This is a genomic window from Microbispora sp. CA-102843 (genome assembly GCF_050936215.1).
In the GTDB taxonomy this organism is placed as follows: domain Bacteria; phylum Actinomycetota; class Actinomycetes; order Streptosporangiales; family Streptosporangiaceae; genus Microbispora.
The window spans coordinates 5,733,556-5,756,387 of the sequence record NZ_JBNJNF010000001.1 but is presented as its reverse complement, the minus strand read 5'-3'; the positions used below and the strand labels follow the sequence as shown (position 1 = coordinate 5,756,387).

The window sequence follows — 22,832 nt, the reverse complement described above, 5'->3', positions numbered from 1 at the left end:
CGGTTGTGCTATGGCGGTGTCCTCGTCGTGGTCACCGCCGGTGCGGTCAGCGGCAGCTGGCCGCGGTGTAGGCCGCGTCGTAGGACGTGGTGACCTGCTTGCCGCCGATCGTCGCGGTTCCGGTCACGGTGACCGTGCCCGCGTCGATCTGGGCGGCCCGGGTGTTGAAGGACTGGTAGGCCTGCTTGCCCGGGGCCACGTCGGTCACGGTCTTGTTGCCGAACGGGGTGTTCAGCGTGATCGTGGCCGGCGCGTCGCCGTCGTTGACGGCCGTGACCGCCAGGTACGCCGAGGTGCCGATGCAGCGGGGGGCGGCGGTGACGGTCAGCTTGACCTCGGCCGAGGACGGCGCGGAGATCGTCAGCGTGAGCGTCTTGACCTCCTCGACGTTGCCCGCCTTGTCGGTCGAGCGGTAGCGCAGCGTGTGCTGCCCCTCGCCCGTGACGTTGACCGGCGCGGTGTAGGCCGTCCAGTCGCCGCCGTCGAGCTGGTACTCGGTCTTGGCGACCCCGCTGCCGTTGGCCTCGTCGACGGCCTTCAGCGTGACCGTGACCGGACCGGTGAACGAGCCGTTCTCCGGCTGGGCCGGGTCGGTCGTCGCGGTGGTCACCGGCGCGGTCTTGTCCTCACTACCTGCCTTGACGAGCTTGAAGTAGTCGAACTTGACCGTCTTGGACGCCTTCTGGCTGGTGCCGATGGTGTAGACACCGACCTTGCTGGCGTTGGCCACGGCGCTGTTCTTGACCACGGCGACGTTGCCGCTGGTGGTCAGGTCGGTCCAGGTGGTGCCGTTCGAAGAGTAGGAGCCGGTGAAGCTGTCTCCCACCTTCTTCAGGCGCAGCCACCACACGCCGGTGCTCAGGCCGGTCACCTGCGGCTGCGGGTTCTGCACGGTTCCGCCGACCTCGCTCCGGAGCTCGATGTTCCGCGTCACCGTCGAGCCTGCGGCATTGGTGGCGACGAAGTCGAACTTCACGTAGTTCTCGTCGTCGCCGTACACCATCAGGCCGCCCTGCTGGTACTGCTCGTTGAGAGCCGAACCGTCGACCTTGGTCTCCAGCGTCCAGTCACCGCTCGGCGCGGTCTGCAGGATGAAGTTCTTCGGGTTGCTGTTGTCGGACCCGTAGATGTCACCCGTGGTCGTGTCGAGCTCCAGGTTGCCGTTGCTCACGCGCATCGCCGTGGCGTCGGGGCGAACGATCGCGTTCCAGCGGCAGGCGTCGAGCGCGGTGCCGTCGAACTCGTCGTTCGGGTCCGGCGCGGTCGCCTTGTCGTCCGGCGTGATGTGGAACCAGTCGAAGGACGCGTCCACCACCGGGTGGTTGGCCCCGGCCAGCGAGATCAGGCCGATCTTCGGGTTGGTGATCCCGGCGAGCGGCTTGGTCTCCGGCATCGCCGTGAAGGTGGTGCCGTCGGCCGAGTAGTGCGCGGTGATGTTGGTGCCGTCGCTGATGAACCGCACGTACACCGTGTCGGGGTAGGCGTCCCCGAGCTGGGCCGTGTTGCTCGCCGTCACCTCGTTCGTGGCGCCCTTGTCTTCCCGGATGAACTGGAAGATGCGGTTGGCGTGGTTCGACCCGGAGGTCGACCGGCCCTGCAGCACGATCTTGGCGTAGTTGTCGTCGTCACCGTAGAGGATCAGACCCGCCTGCTGGTAGGCGTCCTGCGCCTTCAGCGTGAGCTTGGCGGTGGCCGTCCAGGCGCCCGACGGAGCCGGCTGCACGACGATGTTCGGCGTGTTGCCGCCCGCGCCGTAGATGTCGGTCGTCGAGGTCGGGATGATCAGGCTGCCGTTGGCGACCCTGAGGTCCTGGTTCTCCCGGATGACCGACCAGCGGTCACGGTCGAGCTGGTTGCCCAGGAAGTCGTCGGAACGGCCGGTGAAGCACACCGTGGCCGGCGCGTCCACCTTGATCTGCACCTGAGCGCTGCTGGCGGCGCCCTTGGCGTCGGTCACCGTCACCGTGGCGGTGTAGGTGCCCGGCGCGGTGTAGGTGTAGCTCGCGTTGGCCGTGGTCGGCTGCGGCGCGCCGTTCACCCCGAAGTTCCACTTGTAGGTGAGCGGGGTGTCACCGTCGGGGTCGCTGGCGGTGGTGGTGAAGTCCACCTTCAGCGGGGCGATGCCCGTGGTCGCGTTCGCGGCCACCGACACCGTCGGACGCTGGTTCTCCGTGGCGCCCTTGCCGATGAAGTCGACCCAGTTGAAGTTGAGAAGGAAGGAGTTGTCCGCCGCGCTCGCCGGCTTGCGCACGACGAAGTACAGCGGGCCGCTCGTGACGGGCGGGTTGGTCAGGTTCAGCGTGACGTCCTTGAACGTCTGCCAGCCGCCGGTGTTCGCCACGTCGACGGAGCCGATGAGCGTCCCGGTCGCCGGGTCACCCTGCCGGACCTGGATGGTACCGCCAGTGGTGTTCGACGAGACCCTGAACCGGATCGCGCTGATGTTGGTCAGGTTGATCGGGTCGAACGACCACCAGTCGCCGTCCTGGATGTTGCCGATGTTCTTGTTGCCGCCCGCGGTGTCGGTCGTGTCCTCGACCGTGACGCCCGCGGCGTCGGTGCCCGTGCCGCCCGTGATCCGGCCGGTCGCGCTGAAGTGCTCGGCCTGCTTGCGCTTGGGCTGCAGGATGACCTGGCCCCGCCCGGTGAGCGGCTTGGCCGACCCGGCGCCCTTGTCGGTGTAGCTGGCCTCGATCACGTAGAACAGGTTGTCGTACTCACCGTGGCCGGACATGGCGGTCTGCACGACGGCCTCGCAGCCGGTCGTCTGGTCGAGCGGGTGACCGTGGGTGTCGTGACCCAGGATGGACTGGATCTGCACCTTGCTGCAGTCGACCGTGCCGTCCTCGGCGTCGGTGACGGTGACCTTGAACTTCACCTGGTCGCCGAACTCGAAGAACGCGCCGTTCGGCGGCAGCTCGACCTTGACCTCGGGCTTGGTGTTGCCCGCGTTGATCGTCACACTGGCCTTGCCGGTCAGACCGTCCGGGTTCGTCACGGTCAGGACCGCGTTGAACTCACCGGCCTTGGTGTAGGTGAAGGTGGGGTTGGCCTCGGTGGAGTCGGTCGTGCCGTCACCGTCGAAGTCCCAGGCGTAGGTGATCGCCTTGCCGTCCGCGTCCCGCGAGCCCTCGCTGCTGAACTTGACGGTCAGCGGAGTCGGGCCGTCGGTCTTGTCGGCGCTGACGCGCGCCATCGGGGGCCGGACGCCCTTGACGTAGTCGATGCGGTAGACGCCGGAGTCGGCGTTGTCGCCGCCGAAGCCGGAGCCCCACTCGATCATGTACAGGGCGCCGTCGGGACCGAACTTCATGTCCATCGGCTTCAGGAACTTCAGGGTCTGAAGGATCCGGTTCGTCTTGACGAGCTTGGTGGCGTCCTCGTTGACCTGGAACGACCACATGGCGTTGTTGTTCCACTCACCGAACATGGCCTTGCCGTCCCAGTACGCCGGCCACTTGTTCGTCGACGTGATGTCGGCGTTGTAGCGGTAGACCGGGCCGCCCATCGGGGCGCCGCCGCTCAGCTCGGGGAAGTTGTTCGGGTCGGAGGCGTAGTGGTACCACACCGTGGCCGGGATCGCGGCCGGCAGGTTGGTCAGACCGTCGTTGTTCGGCGAGTCGTTGACCGGAGCCGCGCAGTTGAAGGCAACCCCCGACGACTTCTTGGTCGCGAAGTCGTAGTCGATGTAGGGAGTGTTGTTGCCGATGCAGTACGGCCAGCCGTAGTTGCCCGGCTTGGAGATGATGTTCCACTCCACCGTGTTCTGCGGACCGCGCGTGGCGCTGGCGGCGTTGGCGTCGGGGCCGTACTCACCCAGCATGATGTTGCCGGTCTTGGGGTCCACCCCGATACGGAACGGGTTGCGGAAGCCCATGCCGTAGATCTCCGGCTTGGTCTTGGCCGTGCCGGGGGCGAACAGGTTGCCCGTCGGGACGGTGTAGGTGCCGTCCGCCTCGGGGTGGATGCGCAGCAGCTTGCCGCTCAGGCTGTTGGTGTTGCCCGCGGAGCGCTGGGCGTCCCAGGCGGACCGGCCCGGCTGCTCGTCGATCGGCGTGTAGCTGTCGGAGGCGAAGGGGTTGGTGTTGTCGCCCGTGCCCAGCCAGAGGTTGCCGGTCTTGGGGTCGATCACCATGCCGCCGCCGTGGTGGCAGCACTCGGCCCGCTGCACCGGCACGTCGAGGAGCTTCTTCTCGCTGGCCAGGTCCAGGGTGTCACCGGTGACGGTGAAGCGGCTCAGCCGGTCCACATTCGCCGAACCGGCCGGCGAGTAGTAGAGGTAGATCCACTTGTTGGTGTCGAACCCGGGGTCCAGCGCCATGCCGAGCAGACCGCTCTCGTTGGCGGTGAACACGTTCAGGTGCGCCGCCGTCACGGTGCCGCCGCTCGGCTTGATGACCCGCACGTCGCCGAGCCGGTCGATGTAGAAGACCCGGCCGTCCTTGGCGACGTCCAGCATCATCGGGTTGCTGGTGTTGTCGTCGAGGGTGACCTTCTCGTAGCCGCTGCTCTGCGAGGCCGAGCAGTCGGCCTTCACAGCGCCCGAGGCGGTCTTGATGCCACCGAGGAGCAGCTTGAGGAAGTTCGCCTCGCTGTAGTTCTCCTTCTGGTGGCCGAGGCCGGTGTACCAGGAGCGGCCACCGTCGAAGTCCTGACACCACGTGTTCGGGTGGTCGGCGCCCATCGTGCCGCCGCTGTAGGACTTCTCGTCCAGCGACGTCAGCACGTGGACCGTGTTACGCGGGTTGGTTCGGTAGTCGTACCACTCGTCGGTACGGGTCCAGGAGGTCGGCAGGCCCGCGGTCGACGGGTGCGCCGGGTCCTCGACCTTGACCGTGGCCTGCTGGATCGCCGGGTGCTGCTTGAAGTAGGCCCCGACCAGCTTGCCGTACCACGCCCAGTCGTAGCCGCTGTCGGCCGCGGCGTGGACGCCGACGTAGCCGCCGCCCTTCTGGATGTAGCGCTGGAAGGCGTCCTTCTGGTCCTGCGTGCCCAGCGGGTCACCGGTCGTGGACATGAAGACCACGGCCTGGTACTGCGCCAGGTTCTCGTCCGTGAACTTGGCGCCGTCCTCGGTCGTGTCGACCGCGAAGTTGTTCTCCTGACCGAGCTTCTGCACGGCCGCGATGCCCTCGGGGATCGAGTCGTGCCGGAAACCGGTGGTCTTGGAGAAGACGAGCACCTTGAAGTCGGGTGCCGCCGCGGTCGTAGCGGCCTCGGCGCTCACGGGCGCCGCGAGGAGCGTGATGACGGGCGAAACGAGGGCCAGGGCCATCGTCGCCGCGGTTCGACGTCTCGGACGTCGTCCCTTTTCTGGCAGGGCCGTGTTGAACGGCCTGGCCCACGTTCGATGACGTGGTGACATGGAAAACCCTTCCTGACTGGGGGGGAGGTCAGGCAAGGCGCGCGCCGCCGCGCTTGTTGCCGCTTACTTGCGTTGGATACCGGGGGTACTGGAGAGGTGCCGTCTCCAGGTCTGTGGGGGCCGTCAGTAGGCTGACGGCCGGGGTAATGAATCCATGATCGTGGTCGGGTCGTCGATGATCTGGCTGACCACCATGCTCGCGGCGCCGCGGGACGCGGCGCCGAAGCCGAGCGTCGAGGCGACGAAGCGGCACTGGGCCGCGGGGGCGGCCATCACGAGCCGCTGCAGCTCATCCTGCGCGTGGGGCAGCAGCCATTCGGCCAGTGAGGCGAAGTAGCCCCCGATCACGATCACTCGCGGGTTGAACAGGTTGGCCACGATCGAGCCGCCGAGCCCGAGCCATTGGCCGACCTGCGCCACCGCCTGCATCATTCGCCGGTCGCCGGAGGCCAGGCCCCTGGCGATGTCGGCTACTCGTTCGCCGGGGTCGGGCACCGGCATGCCGGGCAGCCCGTACGCCTGCTCGGGCATGGCCGCGCGGACGAGCGCCGCCAGTCCGACCTTGGTCTCCCAGCAGCCGATGCGGCCGCAGCCGCACTGGTCGCCGTTCGGGTCGACCCGCAGGTGCCCGACCTCGCCGGAGAAGCCGTCCGCTCCGCGCAGGAGCTTGCCGCCGGAGATGATGCCGCCGCCGACGCCGACCTCACCGGTGAGGTAGACCATGTCGGGCGTGCCCGCGGCGACGCCCGAGGTGAACTCGGCCAGCGCCGCGAGGTTGGCGTCGTTGTCCACCCGCACCGGCACGCGCAGCGGGCCGAGCATGGCGGACAGCTGGTCTGCCAGCGGCAGGTCCTGCCAGTAGAGGTTCGGCGCGAGCGTCACGACGCCGCGTGCCACGTCCACGAGGCCGGGGACGGCCACCGCGATGCCCGCGGGGACGGCGCCGGCCCGCGCCATCGCCTCCACGGACTCCTTGGCCACGAGCCCCAGCCTGCGCACCGCGCTGTCCGGGCGGCTGCCCATCGCGTCGAAGACCACCCGGCGCTCGACAAGGACCCGGCCGCTGAGGTCGGTGCCGTGGACCGCGATGTAGTCCACGTTGATCTCCATGCCCAGGGCGCCGATGTGCGCGCCGTGCAGCGCGACCGCCCGTCTGGGGCGCCCGATGGCGCCTGCGTGCTCGACGCCGAGTTCCCGCACCAGCCGCCGTTCCAGCAGCTCCGCCATGAGGTTGGAGACGGTGGCCCGGTGCAGCCCGGTCGCGTCCGCGATGTCGGCGCGCGACAGGGAGGTGTGGTCGCGCAGCTCACGCAGCACCAGCGAGAGGTTCGCCCGGCGCAGTGCGGCGGGGCCCGCCGGCGGAGAGCCGCCCGAGAGGCGGGTGAGGTACTGCTCGTTCGTCACCCGTCTCACCTGATCCTTTGTTTGTCTACGAGATCAATTAATCAGGGTTGTAACACGGAGGTGTCCTTCTGTGCACCCCCGAGTTCCGTAACGAGTTGGCATCGCTCCCCTTTTGCCCAGTTCAGGACTCATTCGTTATGCAGTTATGGGAACGTTACGTAACTTTCGCCCGGTTTCCTCTTGTGTCTCCCGGAAGTCCCTGTCTTTAATTCGGCCAGCCATGCGAACTAATTGAGGAGCGGCGTGGACCACAGCAGGGCCGACGGCCATAGGACCGACTCGCCGAGTCGCGGCGGGTCCGCGGGTGTTCCCGCGGACCAGGCCACCGTGCGTCGTTCCAACCTCGCTCTGGTTCTGCGGCACGTGAGCGCGTACGGCCCGTGCTCCCGGTCGGCCGTCGCGGTCGCGACCGGGTTGAACAAGACGACCGTCACCAGCCTGGTGAGCGAGCTTCAGGCACGGGGACTGGTCAAGGAGACCGGGCCGCAGCACGCCGGTTCCGTCGGCCGTCCGAGCGTCGCGCTCGTCCTGGACGGTTCGCGGGTCGGCGCCCTGGGTGTGGAAGTCAACGTCGACTACATCGCCGCGATCGCCACCGATCTGGCCGGCAGAGTGCTCATCGACAGGCGTATCGGCTTCGACGCCATGGGTGGCGGCCCCGAGCGCTCACTGGACGAACTGGCCCGCATGGTCGAGAGGACCGTCGCCGATCTCGACCGGCTCGGGGTCACACCGGCCGGGATCACCGTGGCCGTCCCCGGCCTGGTCGACACGACCACCGGCACCGTTGTCGTCGCCCCGAACCTCGGCTGGCACGGGGTGACGGTGGCGGAGCGGCTGACCCACGCCGACATCCGCGGGGACATCCCCATCGCGGTGGACAACGATGCCAACCTCGCCGCCCTGGCCGAGTACACCTCGGGCGTCGCGGCAGGCACCCCCGACCTGGTCTATCTCACCGGCGAGGTGGGCGTCGGCGGCGGCATCATCTCCGGCGGCCGGCTGCTGGGCGGAGCGGACGGGTTCGCCGGGGAGCTCGGTCACGTCGTGGTCGATCCGTCCGGTGAGCCGTGCCGCTGCGGCCGTGTCGGCTGCTGGGAGACCAAGGTCGGACTCGCCGCGCTGGTGCGTATGGCCACCCCCGACCGTGCGTACGGCACGGGCCGGCAGCTCGTCCGCGATCCCGAGGAGCGGCTGGCCGAGATCGAACTGCGGCGGGCCAATGGAGACCCACGGGTCGACGCGGCCGTCGCGGAGGTGGGCCGATGGCTCGGAGTAGGGGCGGCGATGCTGGTCAACCTCTTCAACCCGCGGGTGATCGTGCTGGGCGGGTACTTCGCCAGGCTCGCCGACCGGCTCATCCCCGCGGCGGAGCAGGAGCTGGCACGCCTGGGCATGAGCGGAGCCGTCGAGCGCTGCCGGTTCGCCGCCTCCGACCTCGGCTTCGGCGCCGCCTCACGCGGAGCGGCCGGAGTCGTCGTCGAACGAGCACTGTCCGACCCCACGACCATCGCGATCCGATGTCCCCAACCATCGGGGTGACCGAGGGAACCCCGATGGCCTGATTGCCTCACTCACCCTGACCCGCGTGTCCGCCACGCGGTCCCGACCTATCGCCTGCCCGATCTAGACGTCCCGTCCGCTTGACCGTTCTGTTCCGCATGCCTCGGCACATCCCGCCCATCCCTGGTGCCGCGGCCATGGCGCATGCGGTCAGGCGGACGGGAACCACCATGCCCTTTTCCCCATCAGAACGTCCCGCCCGCCTGATCGGCCGTCCGGAGCCGCACCGGCATCGTTGACGCCGACCTCGGTGCCGTCGCGGTGGTGCCAGCCGGCGCCGTCAGGCGGGCGGGGCCACGGCCGCTACCCATAACCCAGGGAGGCTCCTGTGCCGCGGTCATCATCCGACTCGTCATCCCTGCTCGTGATGCGAGGGATCGTCAAGCAGTTCCCCGGCGTACGTGCGCTGGACGGCGTGGACCTTGAGGTCAGAGCCGGAGAAGTGCACTGCCTGCTCGGCCAGAACGGCGCCGGGAAGTCCACGCTTATCAAGATCCTGTCCGGTGCGCATGCGCCGGATGAGGGTGAGGTGTTGCTCGGCGGTGAGCCGGTGCGGCTGGCGCCGCCGACCGCGGCGATGGGCCTCGGGATCGCCACCATCTATCAGGAGCTCGATCTGGTTGACGGGTTGAGCGTGACGGAGAACATCTTCCTCGGCCATGAGATGGCGACCTTCGGGTTCTCCCGCCGGTCGGAGGCCGATCGGGCGACGGCCGAGTTGCTCAAGCGGCTGGGGCACGGTGAGATCCGGCCGCGTACCGAGGTGGGCCGGTTGTCGCCGGCGCACAAGCAGATCGTGAGTATGGCCCGGGCGTTGTCGCACTCGGCCCGGTTGATCATCATGGACGAGCCGTCGGCCGCGTTGGCCCATGACGAGGTCGCCAACCTGTTCCGGGTGATTCGTGATCTCACCTCTCAGGGGGTGGCGGTGATCTACATCTCCCACCGGCTGGAGGAGATCCGGGAGATCGGTGACCGGGTCACGGTGTTGAAGGACGGGCGGACGGTCGCGGTGGGGCTGGCGGCCAAGGACACCCCGACCTCGCAGATCGTGGCGTTGATGACCGGCCGCAATGTCGAGTACGTCTTCCCGCCCCGGCCTGGTAAGGGCGCTCATGAGGGGCGGCCGGAGGTGCTGCGGGTGGAGAACCTGAGCCTGCCGGGCCGGTTCGCGGATGTGTCGTTCAGCATCCGGGCGGGGGAGATCGTCGGTCTGGCCGGGCTGGTGGGTTCGGGCCGCAGCGAGATCATCGAGGCGATCTACGGTGCGCGGCGGGGCAGTGGCCGGGTCGTGCTGGACGGGCAGACGGTGCGGCCGGGCAGCACCACCCGGGCGGTGCGGATGGGCATGGGTCTGGCGCCGGAGGAGCGTAAGGCGCAGGCGTTGCTGCTGGATCATCCGGTGGCGCAGAACATCACGCTGGCGAGTCTGAGCCGGTATACCAAGCCGCGGTGGCTGGGCTGGCTGGATCGCAAGACCGAGTTCGCCGAGGCGAAGCGGTTGTCGGAGGCGTTGGACATCCGTCCGCCTGATCCGCGGCGGCCGATTCGGACGTTGTCGGGTGGTAACCAGCAAAAGGCGGTGCTGGGGCGGTGGCTGGCCGAGGATCGCAAGCTGTTGTTGCTGGATGAGCCGACGCGTGGTGTGGACGTCGGCGCCCGGGCTGAGTTGTATGCGCTGGTGCGCAAGCTGGCCGATGACGGCATCGGTGTGCTGCTGGTGTCCAGCGAGGTGCCCGAGGTGCTGGGTCTGGCCGACCGGGTGCTGGTCATCCGTGAGGGCCGGATCGTCCACGAGGCGCCGGCCGAGGACCTGGACGAGCACCGCGTGCTCGATCTGGTGATGGTCTCCACTGGGGAGACGTCCGGGTCCGATGAAGCAAATCCCCCCCTTGAAGGAGCGTTCCATGACTGAGGTCGATCAGGCCGCGCCGGCCGGTCCCCGCGTGAAGGCGGCGGGCCCGGGCGGTCGCCTCGGCCGGTTGGGTGAGGTCCGGCATCTGGGTCTGGTTGTCGCACTGGTGTTGCTGGCGATCGTGGGCCTGGTGACCAGGCCGGAGAACTTCGCCACCTCCTCCAACTTGGTGAGCATCCTGGCGCTGGCCTCGACCATCGGGGTGATCACGGTCGGCATGACCTTCGTGATCATCGGTGGTGGCATCGATCTGTCGGTCGGGGCGTTGATGGCGTTGGCGTCGGTGTGGGCGACCACGCTGGCCACCCAGTCCTACGGGCCGGTCGTGATGATCGTGTGCGCGGTGGTGGTGGGCACCGGCGCGGGACTGCTGAACGGGATCCTGATCTCCTACGGGCGGATGGTGCCGTTCATCGCGACGCTGGCGATGATGGTGGCCGGGCGTGGTCTGGCGCAGCGGATGTCCAACCAGCGCACCCAGCTGGTGCAGCCGGACAACTCGCTGATCGTGAATCTGTCGACCACGCGGGTGCTGGGGCTGCCGCTGCTGGTGTATGTGTTCGCGCTGGTGGTGCTGATCGGCTGGCTGGTGCTCAACCGCACGACGTTCGGCCGGCGCACCTACGCGGTGGGCGGCAATCCCGAGGCGGCCCGCCTGGCCGGTATCGATGTGCGTAAGCACACGCTGATGTTGTATGCGCTGTCGGGGTTGTGCTGCGGGATCGCCGCGGTGCTGATCATGGCGCGGACCACCACCGGGTCGTCCACCCACGGCGACCTGTATGAACTCGACGCGATCGCCGCCGTCATCATCGGCGGGACGCTGCTGAGCGGCGGCCGGGGCACGATCATCGGTTCGATCCTCGGTCTGCTGATCTTCACTGTCATCACCAACCTGTTCATCCTCAACGGCCTGAACACCGCCGACCAGCTCGTCGCCAAGGGCCTGATCATCGTCGTCGCCGTGCTGCTGCAGCGACGCAGCCTCAAATCACACACCTGATACCGGGGGCCGGATCGCAACCCGACCGGCTTCAGCCAAGGAGAGAACATATGGACAAGAACGTCGGCCGGCGCGGCTTCCTCGTCAGTGGCGCCGTCCTCGGCGCGGGCGCCCTCGTCACGGCCTGCACCAGCAACGAGCCGGCCGCGCAGGCGAGCGCGCCCGCCGCCGCGTCCGCGGCCGCGGCCACGGGCGGCAACGAAGCCCCCGGCGACAAGGTCGTCATCGGCTTCTCGGCCCCGGCCGCCGACCACGGCTGGATCGCCGCCATCAGCAAGAACGCGGCGGACGCGGCCAAGCAGTACTCCGATGTGGAGTTCAAGCCGGTGGAGCCGACCAACGACATCAACCAGCAGATCTCGGCGGTGGAGTCGCTGATCCAGGCCAAGGTCAACGCGCTGGTGATCCTGCCGAACGACGGTCAGCAGCTCAACCAGGTCGCCCGGCAGGCCATGGACGCCGGCATCCCGGTGATCAACGTGGACCGTGTGTTCCCGGACAAGCTGTCGTACCGCGCCTGGATCGGCGGTGACAACTACGGCATGGGTGTGGCGGCCGGCCACTACGTCGGCAAGACGCTGAAGGACAAGGGTGTCTCCGACCCGGTCATCCTGGAGATCCAGGGCATCGCCACGCTGCCGCTGACCCAGGACCGCAGCAAGGGCTTCGCCGACGCCCTGAAGACCTACGGTTTCAAGGTGACGGCGCAGCAGGACGCAAAGTTCACGGTGGAGTCGGGCACGCAGGTGGCCAGCAACCTGCTGCAGGCGCACAAGAAGATCGACGCGATCTGGAACCACGACGACGACCAGGGCATCGGCGTGATGGCCGCGATCAAGGAGGCCGGTCGCGACGAGTTCTTCATGGTCGGCGGCGCCGGCTCGGCCAACGCGATGCGTGACATCCAGGCCGACAACGGCGTGCTGAAGGCCACGGTCACCTATCCCGCGACCATGGCCGCCTCGGCGATCAAGATCGCCCGGCTCATCGCCCAGGGCAAGGGCATGAGCGACCTGCTGGAGCAGGAGGTGCCGCAGTCGATCACTCTGGCCTCGGAGACCATCACCAAGGACAACGCCACCCGATACCTGCCAACGGGTTTCGAGTCATGAGGCCTGTCATCGGGGCCGGCATGGTCGGCTACGCGGTCATGGGCCGTACCCACTCCCAGGCCTGGCGCAGCGTGGACGCGATCGGCGGCGCCGAGCACGGATTCCGGCGGGTGCAGGTCACCGAGCCGGACCACCCGTACGCCGGGGCATGGTGGCCGCCGGGCCACGGCCTCGGCTACGAGCACACCTTCGTCCACGAGACGAAGGACTTCCTGGAGGCGGTGGCCGCCGGCACCGGCCCCGCGCCGTCCTTCGAGGACGGGCTGCGGGTGCAGCGGGTGACGGCGGCCGCCGAGCGGAGCGCGGCTGAGGGCAGCCGCTTCATCACTGTGGAGGGTTCATGACCAGGCCGGTCACGTTGTTCACGGGGCAGTGGGCGGACCTGCCGTTCGAGGAGGTCTGCCGGCTGGCCTCCGAATGGGGCTACGACGGCCTGGAGATCGCCTGCTGGGGCGACCACTTCGAGGTCGACAAGGCCCTCGCCGACGACTCCTACATCGAACGCAAGAAGGAGACCCTGGCCAAGTACAACCTGGGGGTATGGACGATCTCCAACCACCTGGTCGGCCAGGCCGTGTGCGACCACCCCATCGACGAACGCCACAAGGGCATCGTGCCCGCACGCATCTGGGGCGACGGCGAACCCGAAGGCGTACGGCAGCGCGCCGCCGAGGAGATCAAGGACACCGCCCGCGCGGCGGCCAAACTCGGCGTCACGACCGTCGTCGGCTTCACCGGCTCATCCATCTGGCACACGCTGGCGATGTTCCCGCCGGTGCCGCCGTCGATGATCGAGACGGGTTACCAGGACTTCGCGGACCGGTGGAACCCGATCCTCGACGTCTTCGACGAAGTGGGGGTGCGCTTCGCGCACGAGGTGCACCCCAGCGAGATCGCCTACGACTACCACACCACGGTGCGGACGCTGGAGGCCATCGGGCACCGGCCGGCCTTCGGGCTGAACTGGGACCCCTCGCACATGGTGTGGCAGGGCCTGGACCCGGCGAACTTCATCCTCGACTTCGCCGACCGGATCTACCACGTCGACTGCAAGGACGCCCGGGTCGCCGCCCGCGACGGCCGGCGGGGCCGCCTGGCCTCCCACCTGGCCTGGGCCGACCCCCGCCGCGGGTGGGACTTCGTGTCCACCGGCCGCGGCGACGTGCCGTGGGAGGAGTGCTTCCGGGCGCTCAACCACATCGGCTACGACGGCCCGATCTCCATCGAGTGGGAGGACGCGGGCATGGACCGGCTGCACGGCGCACCGGAATCCCTCGCCTACATCCGCTCGCTCAACGCCATCACCCCACCGGCCGCCGCCTTCGACGCCGCCTTCTCCTCCGAGAGCTGACCTCTCTCTCCCCAGCTCTCGCGAGGCCGGGAGTGTCCCGCGGCAGGGACACGACCTGAGGCCGGGCGCTCCATCAGGAGCGCCCGGCCCTTCGCCATGCCCTCACCCCACGCCGCGACCGCACGTCGACTTCACGCCCTCCACCGGCGCCCGCCGACGCGGCCCTCGGCACAGCGGTGGAGCTCGTCGTCGCCGGGCTCGCGGGCGCAGTTCGGGGCGGCTATCGAAGCAGTCAGTGCCTCCGGGCGTGTTCCGGGCGGCTCCTCGTGCCGTGCGGGCTGACGGCCACCTGGTGCTGACCACAGGGCGGAACATTTGTTCAAGACACCCTGTCCCTGAGCTTGTGATGCTCGCTCTCGTGTCCGGCACGGCTCCAAGTGCGGATGCCGACGGAGCTCCAAGCGACAGGAGAGGTGATGACGAAAATCGTGGACAGCGCGCCAGAGGTTCGCGTCGAGAGTGGTCGGCTGCGGGGTCGGATGGACCGGGGTGTGGCAGCGTTCCTCGGGATCCCGTACGCCGCCCCGCCCTTCGGAGCGCGCCGTATGCGGCCTCCCGAGCCGCCCGCGCGGTGGGAAGGCGGGCGCAGCGCCACCGATTACGGGCCGACGTGCCCGAAGGACAACGACGGTCCGCAGAGCGAAGCGCTGTTCCCGGAGGTCGTGATCCCTGGCGAGGAATGCCTCAACCTCAACGTGTGGACCCCCGATCCCGGGGGATCCGGCTTGCCGGTGCTGGTGTGGATTCACGGCGGCATGTTCACGAAGGGGTCCGGATCCGTCGCCGGCTACCGCGGCACCTCCTTCGCCCGCGACGGGGTCGTGTGCGTCACGATCAACTACCGGCTCGGCGCCGAGGGCTTCCTCTACCTTGATGACGGCACCGCCAACCTGGGGTTGCTGGACCAGATCGCCGCGCTCGAGTGGGTCCAACGCAACATCGCCGCCTTCGGCGGCGACCCGGGGAGGGTGACCGTCGCCGGCCAGTCCGCCGGGGCCATGAGCGTCATCACCCTCATGGCCATGCCCCGCGCCCGAGGCCTGTTCCGCCAGGCGCTCACCCAAAGCGGGGCGGCCGCCCAGACGCTCACGGCTGAGACCGCCGCGGGCGTCACCGCAAGGCTGGCCGAGTCGCTCGGCGTCGCCCCGGCCCGCGAGGCCTTCGGCGAGGTGCCGGTCGAACGGCTCACGCGGGCGGCCTCCGCCCTCGTCGAGGAGGTCCAGACCGCCGCGGATCCCTCCAGTTGGGGAAGCCTCCCCTTCGCCCCGGTCATCGACGGCGACACCCTCCCCGACCACCCGCTCGACGCGTTGCGAAGGGGCGCCGGCAGCGGCGTGCGGCTCCTGGCCGGATGGAACCGCGACGACACCCGGATCGGGCTCGTCCCCACCGGCATGATCGACATCATCGACGAGCGCATCCTCTCCGCAGTCGTCAACGCCAACGGCGCGCCCGACGGGACGGTCGAGCGCTACCGGGCGGCCCGGCCGGGAGCGAGCGACGGGGACGTGCTCTCTGCCGTGACCACCGACTGCTTTATGCGGATTCCGACGACCCGGGTCGCCGAGGCACGCCTCGAAGCCGGCGAGGCCGACACCTGGGTGTACCGCTTCGACCACGAGTCGCCGAGCTTCGCGGGCCGCCTCGGTGCCGCCCACGCGGTGGAGCTCCCGTACGTGTTCGACCTCCTCGACGAGCAGTCCAGCCACGCACTCATCGGCGACGAACCACCACAGGTCGTCGCCGATACGGCCCACGGCGCCTGGGTCCGCTTCGTTGCCGACGGTGACCCGGGCTGGCCCCGATACACCCTGGCCGACCGGTCCACCGCGCTGATCGACGAGGGGATCACCGTCGTCGACGACCCCGACGCTGCCGGGCGCGAGGTGTGGGCCTGGCGACGCTGACCGGGAGTGGTCACTTGGTGCCGACCGTGCGGCTCGACATGATGATCCATTCGACGAGCCCGGGGCCCGCGTCGGGCGGTCGCCGGTCGTGGGGCACGACCCGATGACGGACGACTCCGATCGACCGGCGAACAGCTCCTGGACCGGGGCGGAGCCCCCGCCCTCACCAGCACCGGGGTGCTCGTTGCGGCCACTGCGAAGCGGCTCCTACCATGTCGGCGTGCGATCAGCCGAGCCCGCTCGCGCCGGTGTGCCTCGATGGGAGATCACGGTCCCGTCGCGTCCCGGCCGTTTGCCGGGGGTCGAGATGGCAGGGTTCAGCGATCACGCGAACGAGTTCCTCAGCGTTGCGCTGGTCCCGCACCCCGCGGTTACGGTGATCTTCGATCTCGGCGACCAGCCGTTCGTCATCGAAGACGGCTGTGGTTCACGGCAGCGAGAACGCGTCGTCGCCGGACTCGCGCCCACGAGGGCTCAGGGGCGGGGGTTGGCCAGAAGCTCCGAGTGTCTCCAGTTGCGGCTTTCGCCGATGCTCGCACACGCGGTCCTGGGCGCCTCCTCGGAGCTGGGCGGGACGGTGGTCGCCCTCGATGATCTTTGGGGACGAGAGGCCGTACGAACCCAAGAGCGGTTGCGTGCGGCCGGGTCGTGGGAGGACCGTTTCGCGATCGCGGAGGCCGCGCTGGCTCGGCTGGAGGACGCGGGCCGAGCCGTCGATCCGGAGGTCACCTTCTCCTGGGGGCAGATGGTGACCAGCCGGGGTCGGGTACGTGTCGAACGACTGGTCGCCGAGATCGGATGGAGCCGCAAGCGCCTTTGGTCTCGGTTCCGCGCCCAGGTCGGCCTCACCCCCAAGCGCGCCGCCCAGCTCATCCGCTTCGACCACGCGGCCCACCGGCTCGCCGCCGGCCACAGCGCCGCCTCCGTGGCAGCGGAGAGCGGCTACGCCGACCAGTCCCACCTGCACAGAGACGTCATGGCCTTCGCGGGGATGACGCCGACCGCGCTTGCGGTCTCGCCGTTCCTCGCGATCGACGATGTCGCGTGGCCCCCCGAGCACGGATCCGACGCGTGACGTGAGCGAGCGGTACGGCCCGTCGCGCTGACGGAGGCGAGGCGCCTGGACGGACCGATCTGTCGTGTCTGGTACAGCAGCGCGTCGATCCCGTTGGAGCACCAGCGGCTCGCAGGTGGTCAGCTGCCGCAGAGGCGCAGAGTGCTTTCCAGGCACAGAGCCGCCGCCTCAGCGGGGGTGAGGCGGCCGTCGGCGACTTCTGCCGCGGCGGCGTGCTGGAGCCCGATGACGGCGGCGGCGAGCCAGGCGGCGGGGAGTGACCCGTCGAAGTCGCCCGTGCGCTGGCCGCGCCGGATGAGCCGTTCGAGCCGCGGCGGCACGACGTCGTGGGGGTCGTTGCTCTTGGGCCGGTGGGTCCGGGTCACGGTGGGGTTGAGCAGGAGGGGGTAGCGGCGCAGGAACCGCCAGCCGGCGTCGAGGAACTGGGCCAGTGCGTCGGCGGGCGGGGCGGTGTCGAGGCCGGCGGCGTCGAGCAGGGCGGCGTATTCGGCGGCCGCGGCCTCAATGAGGGCGGCCATGAGGGCGTCGCGCGAGGGGAAGTGCGCGTAGACGGTCTGGCGGGTGACGTTGGCCGTGCCGGCGATCTCTTCCATGCTGGCGTCGACTCGCTCGCCGAGCACGATGCGGGCCGCGTCGAGGATGGCGTCGATGCTGCGCCGGGCGTCGGACCGGCGACGGCGGGCAGGCGTGGCGGTGTCGGGTGCGTCAACCATCGGGGCGAGGATATCCGTTCCGCCATAACCTTGACAAGCCGTAAGAGATAAACAACTCTTACAGCATGTCAAAGAAAAGCACGGATGGGGGCCACCCGGCGATCGAGGTGTGCGGCCTGGTCAAGGTCTACGGCGAGCACCGAGCGCTGGACGGGATCGACCTCACGGTCCGGCGTGGTCAGGTGTTCGGGTTCCTCGGCCCCAACGGGGCGGGCAAGACCACCACGATCCGCATCCTGGCCACCTTGACCCGGCCTGACGGCGGCACCGCCCGCGTCCTCGGTCACGACGTGATCAGCGAACGGGACGCGATCCGGGCCCGGGTGGCGGTGACTGGCCAGTTCGCCGCTTTGGATGAGGACCTGACCGGCTATGAGAACCTGATCATCCTCGGCCGTCTCCACGGCCTGTCCCGCGTCGCCGGCAAACAGCGAGCCGACGACCTGCTCGCCGCCTTCGACCTGGCCGGCGCGGCCGGCCGCCCCGTGGGCGGATACTCGGGCGGGATGCGCCGCCGGCTGGACATCGCCGCCAGCCTGATCGTGACCCCCGACCTCCTGTTCCTCGACGAGCCGACCACCGGGCTGGACCCGCGCAGTCGTAGCCAGGTGTGGGAGCTGGTCCGCCAGATCGCCGCGGCCGGCACCACGGTGCTGCTCACCACTCAGTACCTTGAGGAGGCCGACCAGCTCGCCGAGCAGATCGCGGTCATCGACCACGGCCGGATCGTGGCCGAAGGCACCAGCGCCCAGCTCAAATCCCGAGTCGGCTCGGGCACCCTGCACGTCCGGCTTCTCGACGGTGAGCAGCGCCGGCAGGCGCAACAGGTCCTGGCCGGCGCCCTGGAAGGGATGGTCCATCCCGCCGACGACCCGCTCGCCTTGTCCGTGCTGCTTGCCACTCCGGCTGACGCGACAGACGTGGGCCGGCTGGTCGGGCACGCCCTGACCCAGCTCGCCGAGGCCCGGGTGGGTGTCGCCGAGGTCACTCTCGGCCAGCCCAGCCTGGACGAGGCATTCCTCGCCCTGACCGGCCACACGGCCGGTCCGGCCACCACCGACCACGAGGACGTGAACGCATGAGCATCCCGGCCGCCATCACGCGCCCCACCGCGGCGGAAACCGACCGGATCGGCATTCTGCTCGCCACGAGCCCGGCACGCCGTCGTGCCGGCGCACTCGCCGCTTCCGCGGCTTTCGGCTGGCGAGCCATTCTCAAAATCAAGCACGACCCCAAACAGCTTGTGGACTCGGCCGCCATCCCGATCCTGTTCACCGTGCTGTTCACCTACCTGTTCGGTGGCGCTGTCAGCGGCTCGCCCGGCAACTATCTGAAGATCCTCCTGCCCGGCACGCTTGGCATGAGCATCGCCATCGTCACCATGTACGGCGGTGCCCGTCTCGCCAAGGACGTGACAACCGGAGCGTTCGACCGTTTCCGTTCCCTGTCCGTCTGGCGCGGCGCGCTCGTGCTCGGCGGCCTGCTCAGCGATGCCGCCCGTTACCTGTTCGCTTCCGCCCTTGTGATGGTCCTCGGGCTGATCATGGGCTATCGGCCCGAGGGTGGCGCACCAGGTGTGTTCGCCGCGGTAGCCCTCATCGTCGCCTTCGGGCTCTCCCTGTCCTTGCTGTGGGCCGCGGTCGCCTTGCTCTTACCCGACCCGGCCGTCGTCATCAGCATCGCCAACGTCGTGCTGATGCCACTGTCGTTCGCAAGCAACATCTTCGTCCAGCCACAAACCATGCCCGGCTGGCTCCAAGCCTTCGTCGAGGTCAACCCGCTCAGCCACGTCGCGACCGCGGCCAGGGGCCTGATGAACAACACCGGCGGCACCGGCGGATCTGTCGCCTGGTCGCTCATCGCGACCGCTGCCATCACCGCTGTCTGCGCGCCGCTCACCCTCCACCTCTACGGCAAGCGCGGCTGACGTGCGTAGAGCCGTCGGCGAGTGCACGATCCCGACACCCGCGAGCAGGGCCGCCGAGGCGTCTCAGCGGCAGTAGTCCAGGAACAACGTGCCGTTCTTGCCCCGTTCGACCTCGAGCAGCTTCCACGACTGGACGTCGTCGCCCTCGAACACCCGCCTGCCGTGGCCGACCACCGCCGGTGCGACGACCAGCCGCAGTTCGTCGACGAGCCCGGCCCGCAGCAGTGAGCAGGCCAGTTCGATGCTGCCGTGGATGCCGATGTCGCCGCCGGATCCCTGCTTCAGGGCGGTCACGTAGTCGTGCGCGGGGGTGGTGACCAGGGTGGAGTTCGCCCATTCCTGCGTGGGCGCGCTGGAGGTGACGACGTGCTTGCGGGTGCCGTTGATGAAGTCGGCGAACGGCTGGAAGTCCGACGTGGGCCAGTGCCCGGCCCAGTAGTCGTAGGTCCCGCGTCCCAGCAGGACGTCGTCCTGGGTGGCGATGACCCGGCCGAGGTAGGCGACCAGCTGGGGGCCGTCGTCGGCGAGCCAGTCGCCGTCTTCGTAGGCGACGCCGTCGAGCGACATCAGGTGGTAGAGCACGACCTTGCGCATGTGGTTCTCCTCGTGGTCGATCGAGTGGTTGATCGCGTGGTTGATCGCGTAAGTGCGCGGAGACGGTGCCGCTCTTGTAGGTGGGTGAGCCGACGAGCGCGCCGGGCAGCCGGTCGCCCTCGGTCTCGAACAGTCTCTTGCCGTCGCGGACGACGGATCGGGTCGATGGCCCTATGGTGTGGCCCGATCGCGGGCCCCTGCGATACATTCGGCCGCAGCCGAATCCAAGGAGTCCCCGGCGGCATGCTTACCGTGGCGTTCTCCGCCTACGACCTGACCTCGATCAGGTTCGCGTACTCCCCGCTCAGGGAGGTCTCCGCCGGCATCCACGCACTGCGTACTCCCGCCGGGCGCGTCCTGCATCTGCCGTGGTTCAAGCAGGTGCGCCCCCAACTCGGCGGTGATCTGGCCCCCCTGCTCGACCTCGTTCCCGGCGGCCCGTACATCCCGGACTTCCTGTGCCCCGTCCCCACCAGCCCGACCCCGGACCTGGCCGGCGAACTGGCGGTCCTGCGCGCCACCCCACACGAGATCATTCGCGCGGACCTCGACCGCATGGCCGACGAGACTCCGGGTTCGCTGACCGGCTGTGCCATGGAGCTGCACCAGGATCCGGGCCCAGGCCTCGACCGGCTGGTGCGCGCCATCGAAGCCTTCTGGCGGCTCGCCATGGCACCGCACTGGGCGCGCATGCGCAACCTGCTCGAAGGCGACCTGCTCTACCGCGCCCGGCAGTTCGCCGAACGCGGCCCCGCCGGGGTGTTCGCGGACATGCACCCGGCCATCCGCTGGGAAGATCGCACCCTTTACCTGCAGGAGCGCCCGGAGGAGCTGTCTCGGACGCTGAACGGCGAGGGCCTGCTGCTGGCCCCGTCCGTCTTCGTCTGGCCCAGACTTCTCTACCGCACCGACTCTCCCGGCCAGGCCGCCATCACCTATCCGGTGCGTGCCATCGCCACCCTGTGGGAACGCGGCACCGCGCCCGCCCCCGACGCGCTGGCCGCCGTCATCGGCCGCTCCCGCGCGCTGCTGCTCGGTGAGCTCGACGCCCCCGCCTCCACCACCGACCTGTCCCGCCGCACCGGCCTGGCCCCCGCGAGCGTCTCCGAACAGCTCGCCCTGCTGTTGTCGGCCGGTCTGGTGACCAAGCACCGTGTCGGCCGGGCCATGCTCTACGTCCGCACGCCCCGCGCCCACGCCCTGCTGGACGGTTGATTCGGCAGGGGCCGAATGTGTCGCCGGGCGGCGTGCGCCACCACACCATGCACTCATGACGATCACGGCTTCCGCCCGCCCCACCGTGTTCCAGGGGCTGCCCAAGGTGTTCTGGCTGCTGTTCTCCGGCCAGTTGGTCAACAGGTTCGGCGGGGTCGTGCTGCCGTTCCTGGTGTTCTACCTGACCGGCCGAGGCTACGCGGCCGCCCAGATCGCCGCCGTCGTCTCCGCGTACGGGCTGGGTGGTCTGGGCGGGCAGCCGCTGGGCGGCTACCTGGCCGACCGGTTCGGCCGCCGCGCCACCCTGGTCGGCGGCCTGCTCGCCACCGCGGCCTGCGTGATCCTCATCGCGGCGGCCGGCAACCTGTCCTGGCTGCTGACCGCCGCCCTGGCCATGGGACTGGCCGGCGACGTCTACCGGCCCGCCGCCTCGGCGCTGGTCGCCGAGACCACTCCGCCGCACCTGCGGCCGAAGGCGTTCGGGCTCATGCACTGGGCGGTCAACATGGGCACCGCCGCCGCGGGCGCCATCGCCGGACTCCTGCTCGCCCACGGCTTCTGGCTCCTGGTCATCCTGGACGTGACCACCAGCCTCGCCTTCGCCGTGATCGTGGCCGCCGGCGTCCCCCGCAGCCACGACACCGCGAGCGCCAAGCCCGCCCCCAACGGCTACGCGATCGCGGCACGCGACCGGGTGTTGATGGCGGCGCTCGTCTTCCTGCTGATCGGCCTGGTCCTTTACGCCCAGGCCGCCTACGCGCTGCCCTTGGCGCTGGCCGCCGACGGGCTCCCGGCCACCCTGTACGGGCTGCTCGTCACCGTCAACGGCGCCATCGTGGTGATCTTCCAGCCGCTGCTCATCTCCTGGCTGTCGCATCTGCCCAGGCTGCCGGTCCTCGGCCTGTCCATGACCGTGGTGGCTCTCGGCCTGGCCCTGACCGGCGCGGCCAGCCGGCCCTGGCACTACGTGGCCACGGTGGTGCTGTGGTCGATCGGCGAGATCGGCATGGCGGGCTTCGAGGCGACACTGATCGCCGACCTCACCCCTGAGGGCGCCCACGGCACCTACCAAGCCCTGTACGGCTGGACCACCGCCATCGCCCGCTTCGCCGGCCCGGCCGTCGGCGCCGTACTGTTCCAGGCAGGGATGTTGTGGTGGGCCTGCGCCGCGACAGGCGTCCTGTGCGCGGCGTTCGCCTTCACCCTGATGCCGGCCGTCGCGCGCCGCGAACAGGCCCAACCCAGCCGGCCACCAGCACGTCACTCCCTGCGTGAAGACACTGTCAGCTGGGCTGCCACAGCTCGACCCGATTGCCCTCAGGATCGGTGACCCAGCCGAACCGGCCGACACCCTCCATGTCCTGAGTCTCCTTGGACACGTCCGCTCCCTTGGCGCGCAGTTGCGCGAGCATCGCGTCCAGGTCGCGGACACGGAAGTTGAGCATCGTCTGCTGGGCGCGGGAGCCGAAGTACTCGGTCTCGGACTCGAAAGTCGCGAACACCGTCACCCCGGCCTCCTGACGCCACACGCCGTTTTCATCGGTGTCCAGGCCCAGGCAATCGCGATACCACGCACCCAGGGCCACCGGGTCAGCGGCCCGCATGAAATATCCGCCGATTCCAAGCACACGCTCCATGTCGCCATCTTGCCAGGACCGCGATCACCCGCTTCACGCCCCGCCTCAATC

17 protein-coding genes are annotated in these 22,832 nt (G+C 69.3%); 12 read left to right on the top strand and 5 right to left on the bottom strand.

The features are described from left to right. Positions 1-46: 46 nt before the first annotated feature. Both ACQEVJ_RS26760 and ACQEVJ_RS26755 read right to left on the bottom strand, forming a co-directional pair. Positions 47-5,275 (bottom strand): ThuA domain-containing protein, encoded by a 5,229-nt coding sequence (locus ACQEVJ_RS26760; protein ID WP_433105595.1) that lies wholly within the window; start codon positions 5,273-5,275, stop codon positions 47-49. A gap of 213 nt (positions 5,276-5,488) precedes the next feature. Next, positions 5,489-6,769, bottom strand: coding sequence for an ROK family protein (locus ACQEVJ_RS26755; protein WP_433105593.1), 1,281 nt, complete (start codon positions 6,767-6,769; stop codon positions 5,489-5,491). Positions 6,770-7,012: 243 nt separating this feature from the next. On the opposite strand from ACQEVJ_RS26755, the gene ACQEVJ_RS26750 reads away from it, so the two are divergent. The 8 genes from ACQEVJ_RS26750 to ACQEVJ_RS26715 all read left to right on the top strand — a co-directional run bounded on the left by ACQEVJ_RS26750 (position 7,013) and on the right by ACQEVJ_RS26715 (position 16,695). Further along, a complete protein-coding gene (locus ACQEVJ_RS26750) occupies positions 7,013-8,311 on the top strand; it encodes an ROK family protein (protein ID WP_433105591.1) in 1,299 nt (432 codons plus the stop codon). Between the two features lie 436 nt (positions 8,312-8,747). Continuing rightward, entirely contained in the window at positions 8,748-10,247 is a 1,500-nt protein-coding gene (locus ACQEVJ_RS26745; protein ID WP_433105589.1) for a sugar ABC transporter ATP-binding protein, read from the top strand. After that, positions 10,240-11,250: an ABC transporter permease gene (locus ACQEVJ_RS26740; RefSeq protein WP_433105587.1), complete on the top strand. Its 1,011-nt coding sequence runs from the start codon at positions 10,240-10,242 to the stop codon at positions 11,248-11,250. Before ACQEVJ_RS26745 ends, ACQEVJ_RS26740 begins: the two co-directional genes overlap by 8 nt. A gap of 50 nt (positions 11,251-11,300) precedes the next feature. Beyond that, positions 11,301-12,362, top strand: coding sequence for an ABC transporter substrate-binding protein (locus ACQEVJ_RS26735; RefSeq protein WP_433105585.1), 1,062 nt, complete (start codon positions 11,301-11,303; stop codon positions 12,360-12,362). Continuing rightward, entirely contained in the window at positions 12,359-12,706 is a 348-nt protein-coding gene (locus tag ACQEVJ_RS26730; protein WP_433105583.1) for a hypothetical protein, read from the top strand. Before ACQEVJ_RS26735 ends, ACQEVJ_RS26730 begins: the two co-directional genes overlap by 4 nt. Beyond that, positions 12,703-13,713, top strand: a complete 1,011-nt coding sequence (locus ACQEVJ_RS26725; RefSeq protein ID WP_433105581.1) for a sugar phosphate isomerase/epimerase family protein — start codon at positions 12,703-12,705, stop codon at positions 13,711-13,713. Before ACQEVJ_RS26730 ends, ACQEVJ_RS26725 begins: the two co-directional genes overlap by 4 nt. A gap of 383 nt (positions 13,714-14,096) precedes the next feature. Next, the gene (locus tag ACQEVJ_RS26720) at positions 14,097-15,620 is read left to right on the top strand and encodes a carboxylesterase/lipase family protein (protein ID WP_433105579.1); all 1,524 of its coding nucleotides are present in this window, start codon (positions 14,097-14,099) and stop codon (positions 15,618-15,620) included. Positions 15,621-16,149: 529 nt separating this feature from the next. Next, positions 16,150-16,695 carry a helix-turn-helix domain-containing protein gene (locus tag ACQEVJ_RS26715; RefSeq protein WP_433105577.1) on the top strand — a complete coding sequence of 182 codons (546 nt, stop codon included), beginning with the start codon at positions 16,150-16,152 and terminating at the stop codon, positions 16,693-16,695. Between the two features lie 119 nt (positions 16,696-16,814). Here ACQEVJ_RS26715 and ACQEVJ_RS26710 read toward each other — a convergent pair whose 3' ends face one another. Then, positions 16,815-17,408: a TetR/AcrR family transcriptional regulator gene (locus ACQEVJ_RS26710; protein WP_433105575.1), complete on the bottom strand. Its 594-nt coding sequence runs from the start codon at positions 17,406-17,408 to the stop codon at positions 16,815-16,817. Between the two features lie 65 nt (positions 17,409-17,473). Between ACQEVJ_RS26710 and ACQEVJ_RS26705 the strand changes: the two genes are divergently transcribed. Together ACQEVJ_RS26705 and ACQEVJ_RS26700 are read left to right on the top strand one after the other, a co-directional pair. Next, entirely contained in the window at positions 17,474-18,490 is a 1,017-nt protein-coding gene (locus ACQEVJ_RS26705) for an ATP-binding cassette domain-containing protein (RefSeq protein WP_433105574.1), read from the top strand. Further along, positions 18,487-19,335: an ABC transporter permease gene (locus ACQEVJ_RS26700; RefSeq protein WP_433105573.1), complete on the top strand. Its 849-nt coding sequence runs from the start codon at positions 18,487-18,489 to the stop codon at positions 19,333-19,335. The genes ACQEVJ_RS26705 and ACQEVJ_RS26700 overlap by 4 nt, the downstream gene beginning before the upstream one ends. Positions 19,336-19,398: 63 nt before the next feature. On the opposite strand, the gene ACQEVJ_RS26695 is transcribed toward ACQEVJ_RS26700, so the two are convergent. Further along, a complete protein-coding gene (locus tag ACQEVJ_RS26695; protein ID WP_433105571.1) occupies positions 19,399-19,929 on the bottom strand; it encodes a dihydrofolate reductase family protein in 531 nt (176 codons plus the stop codon). A 243-nt stretch (positions 19,930-20,172) separates the two neighbouring features. Between ACQEVJ_RS26695 and ACQEVJ_RS26690 the strand changes: the two genes are divergently transcribed. Beyond that, a complete protein-coding gene (locus tag ACQEVJ_RS26690; RefSeq protein ID WP_433105569.1) occupies positions 20,173-21,144 on the top strand; it encodes an ArsR family transcriptional regulator in 972 nt (323 codons plus the stop codon). A 55-nt stretch (positions 21,145-21,199) separates the two neighbouring features. Continuing rightward, positions 21,200-22,474, top strand: a complete 1,275-nt coding sequence (locus tag ACQEVJ_RS26685) for an MFS transporter (RefSeq protein WP_433105567.1) — start codon at positions 21,200-21,202, stop codon at positions 22,472-22,474. On the opposite strand, the gene ACQEVJ_RS26680 is transcribed toward ACQEVJ_RS26685, so the two are convergent. Beyond that, a complete protein-coding gene (locus ACQEVJ_RS26680; protein WP_433105565.1) occupies positions 22,428-22,781 on the bottom strand; it encodes a VOC family protein in 354 nt (117 codons plus the stop codon). The genes ACQEVJ_RS26685 and ACQEVJ_RS26680 overlap by 47 nt on opposite strands. Positions 22,782-22,832 lie beyond the last annotated feature (51 nt).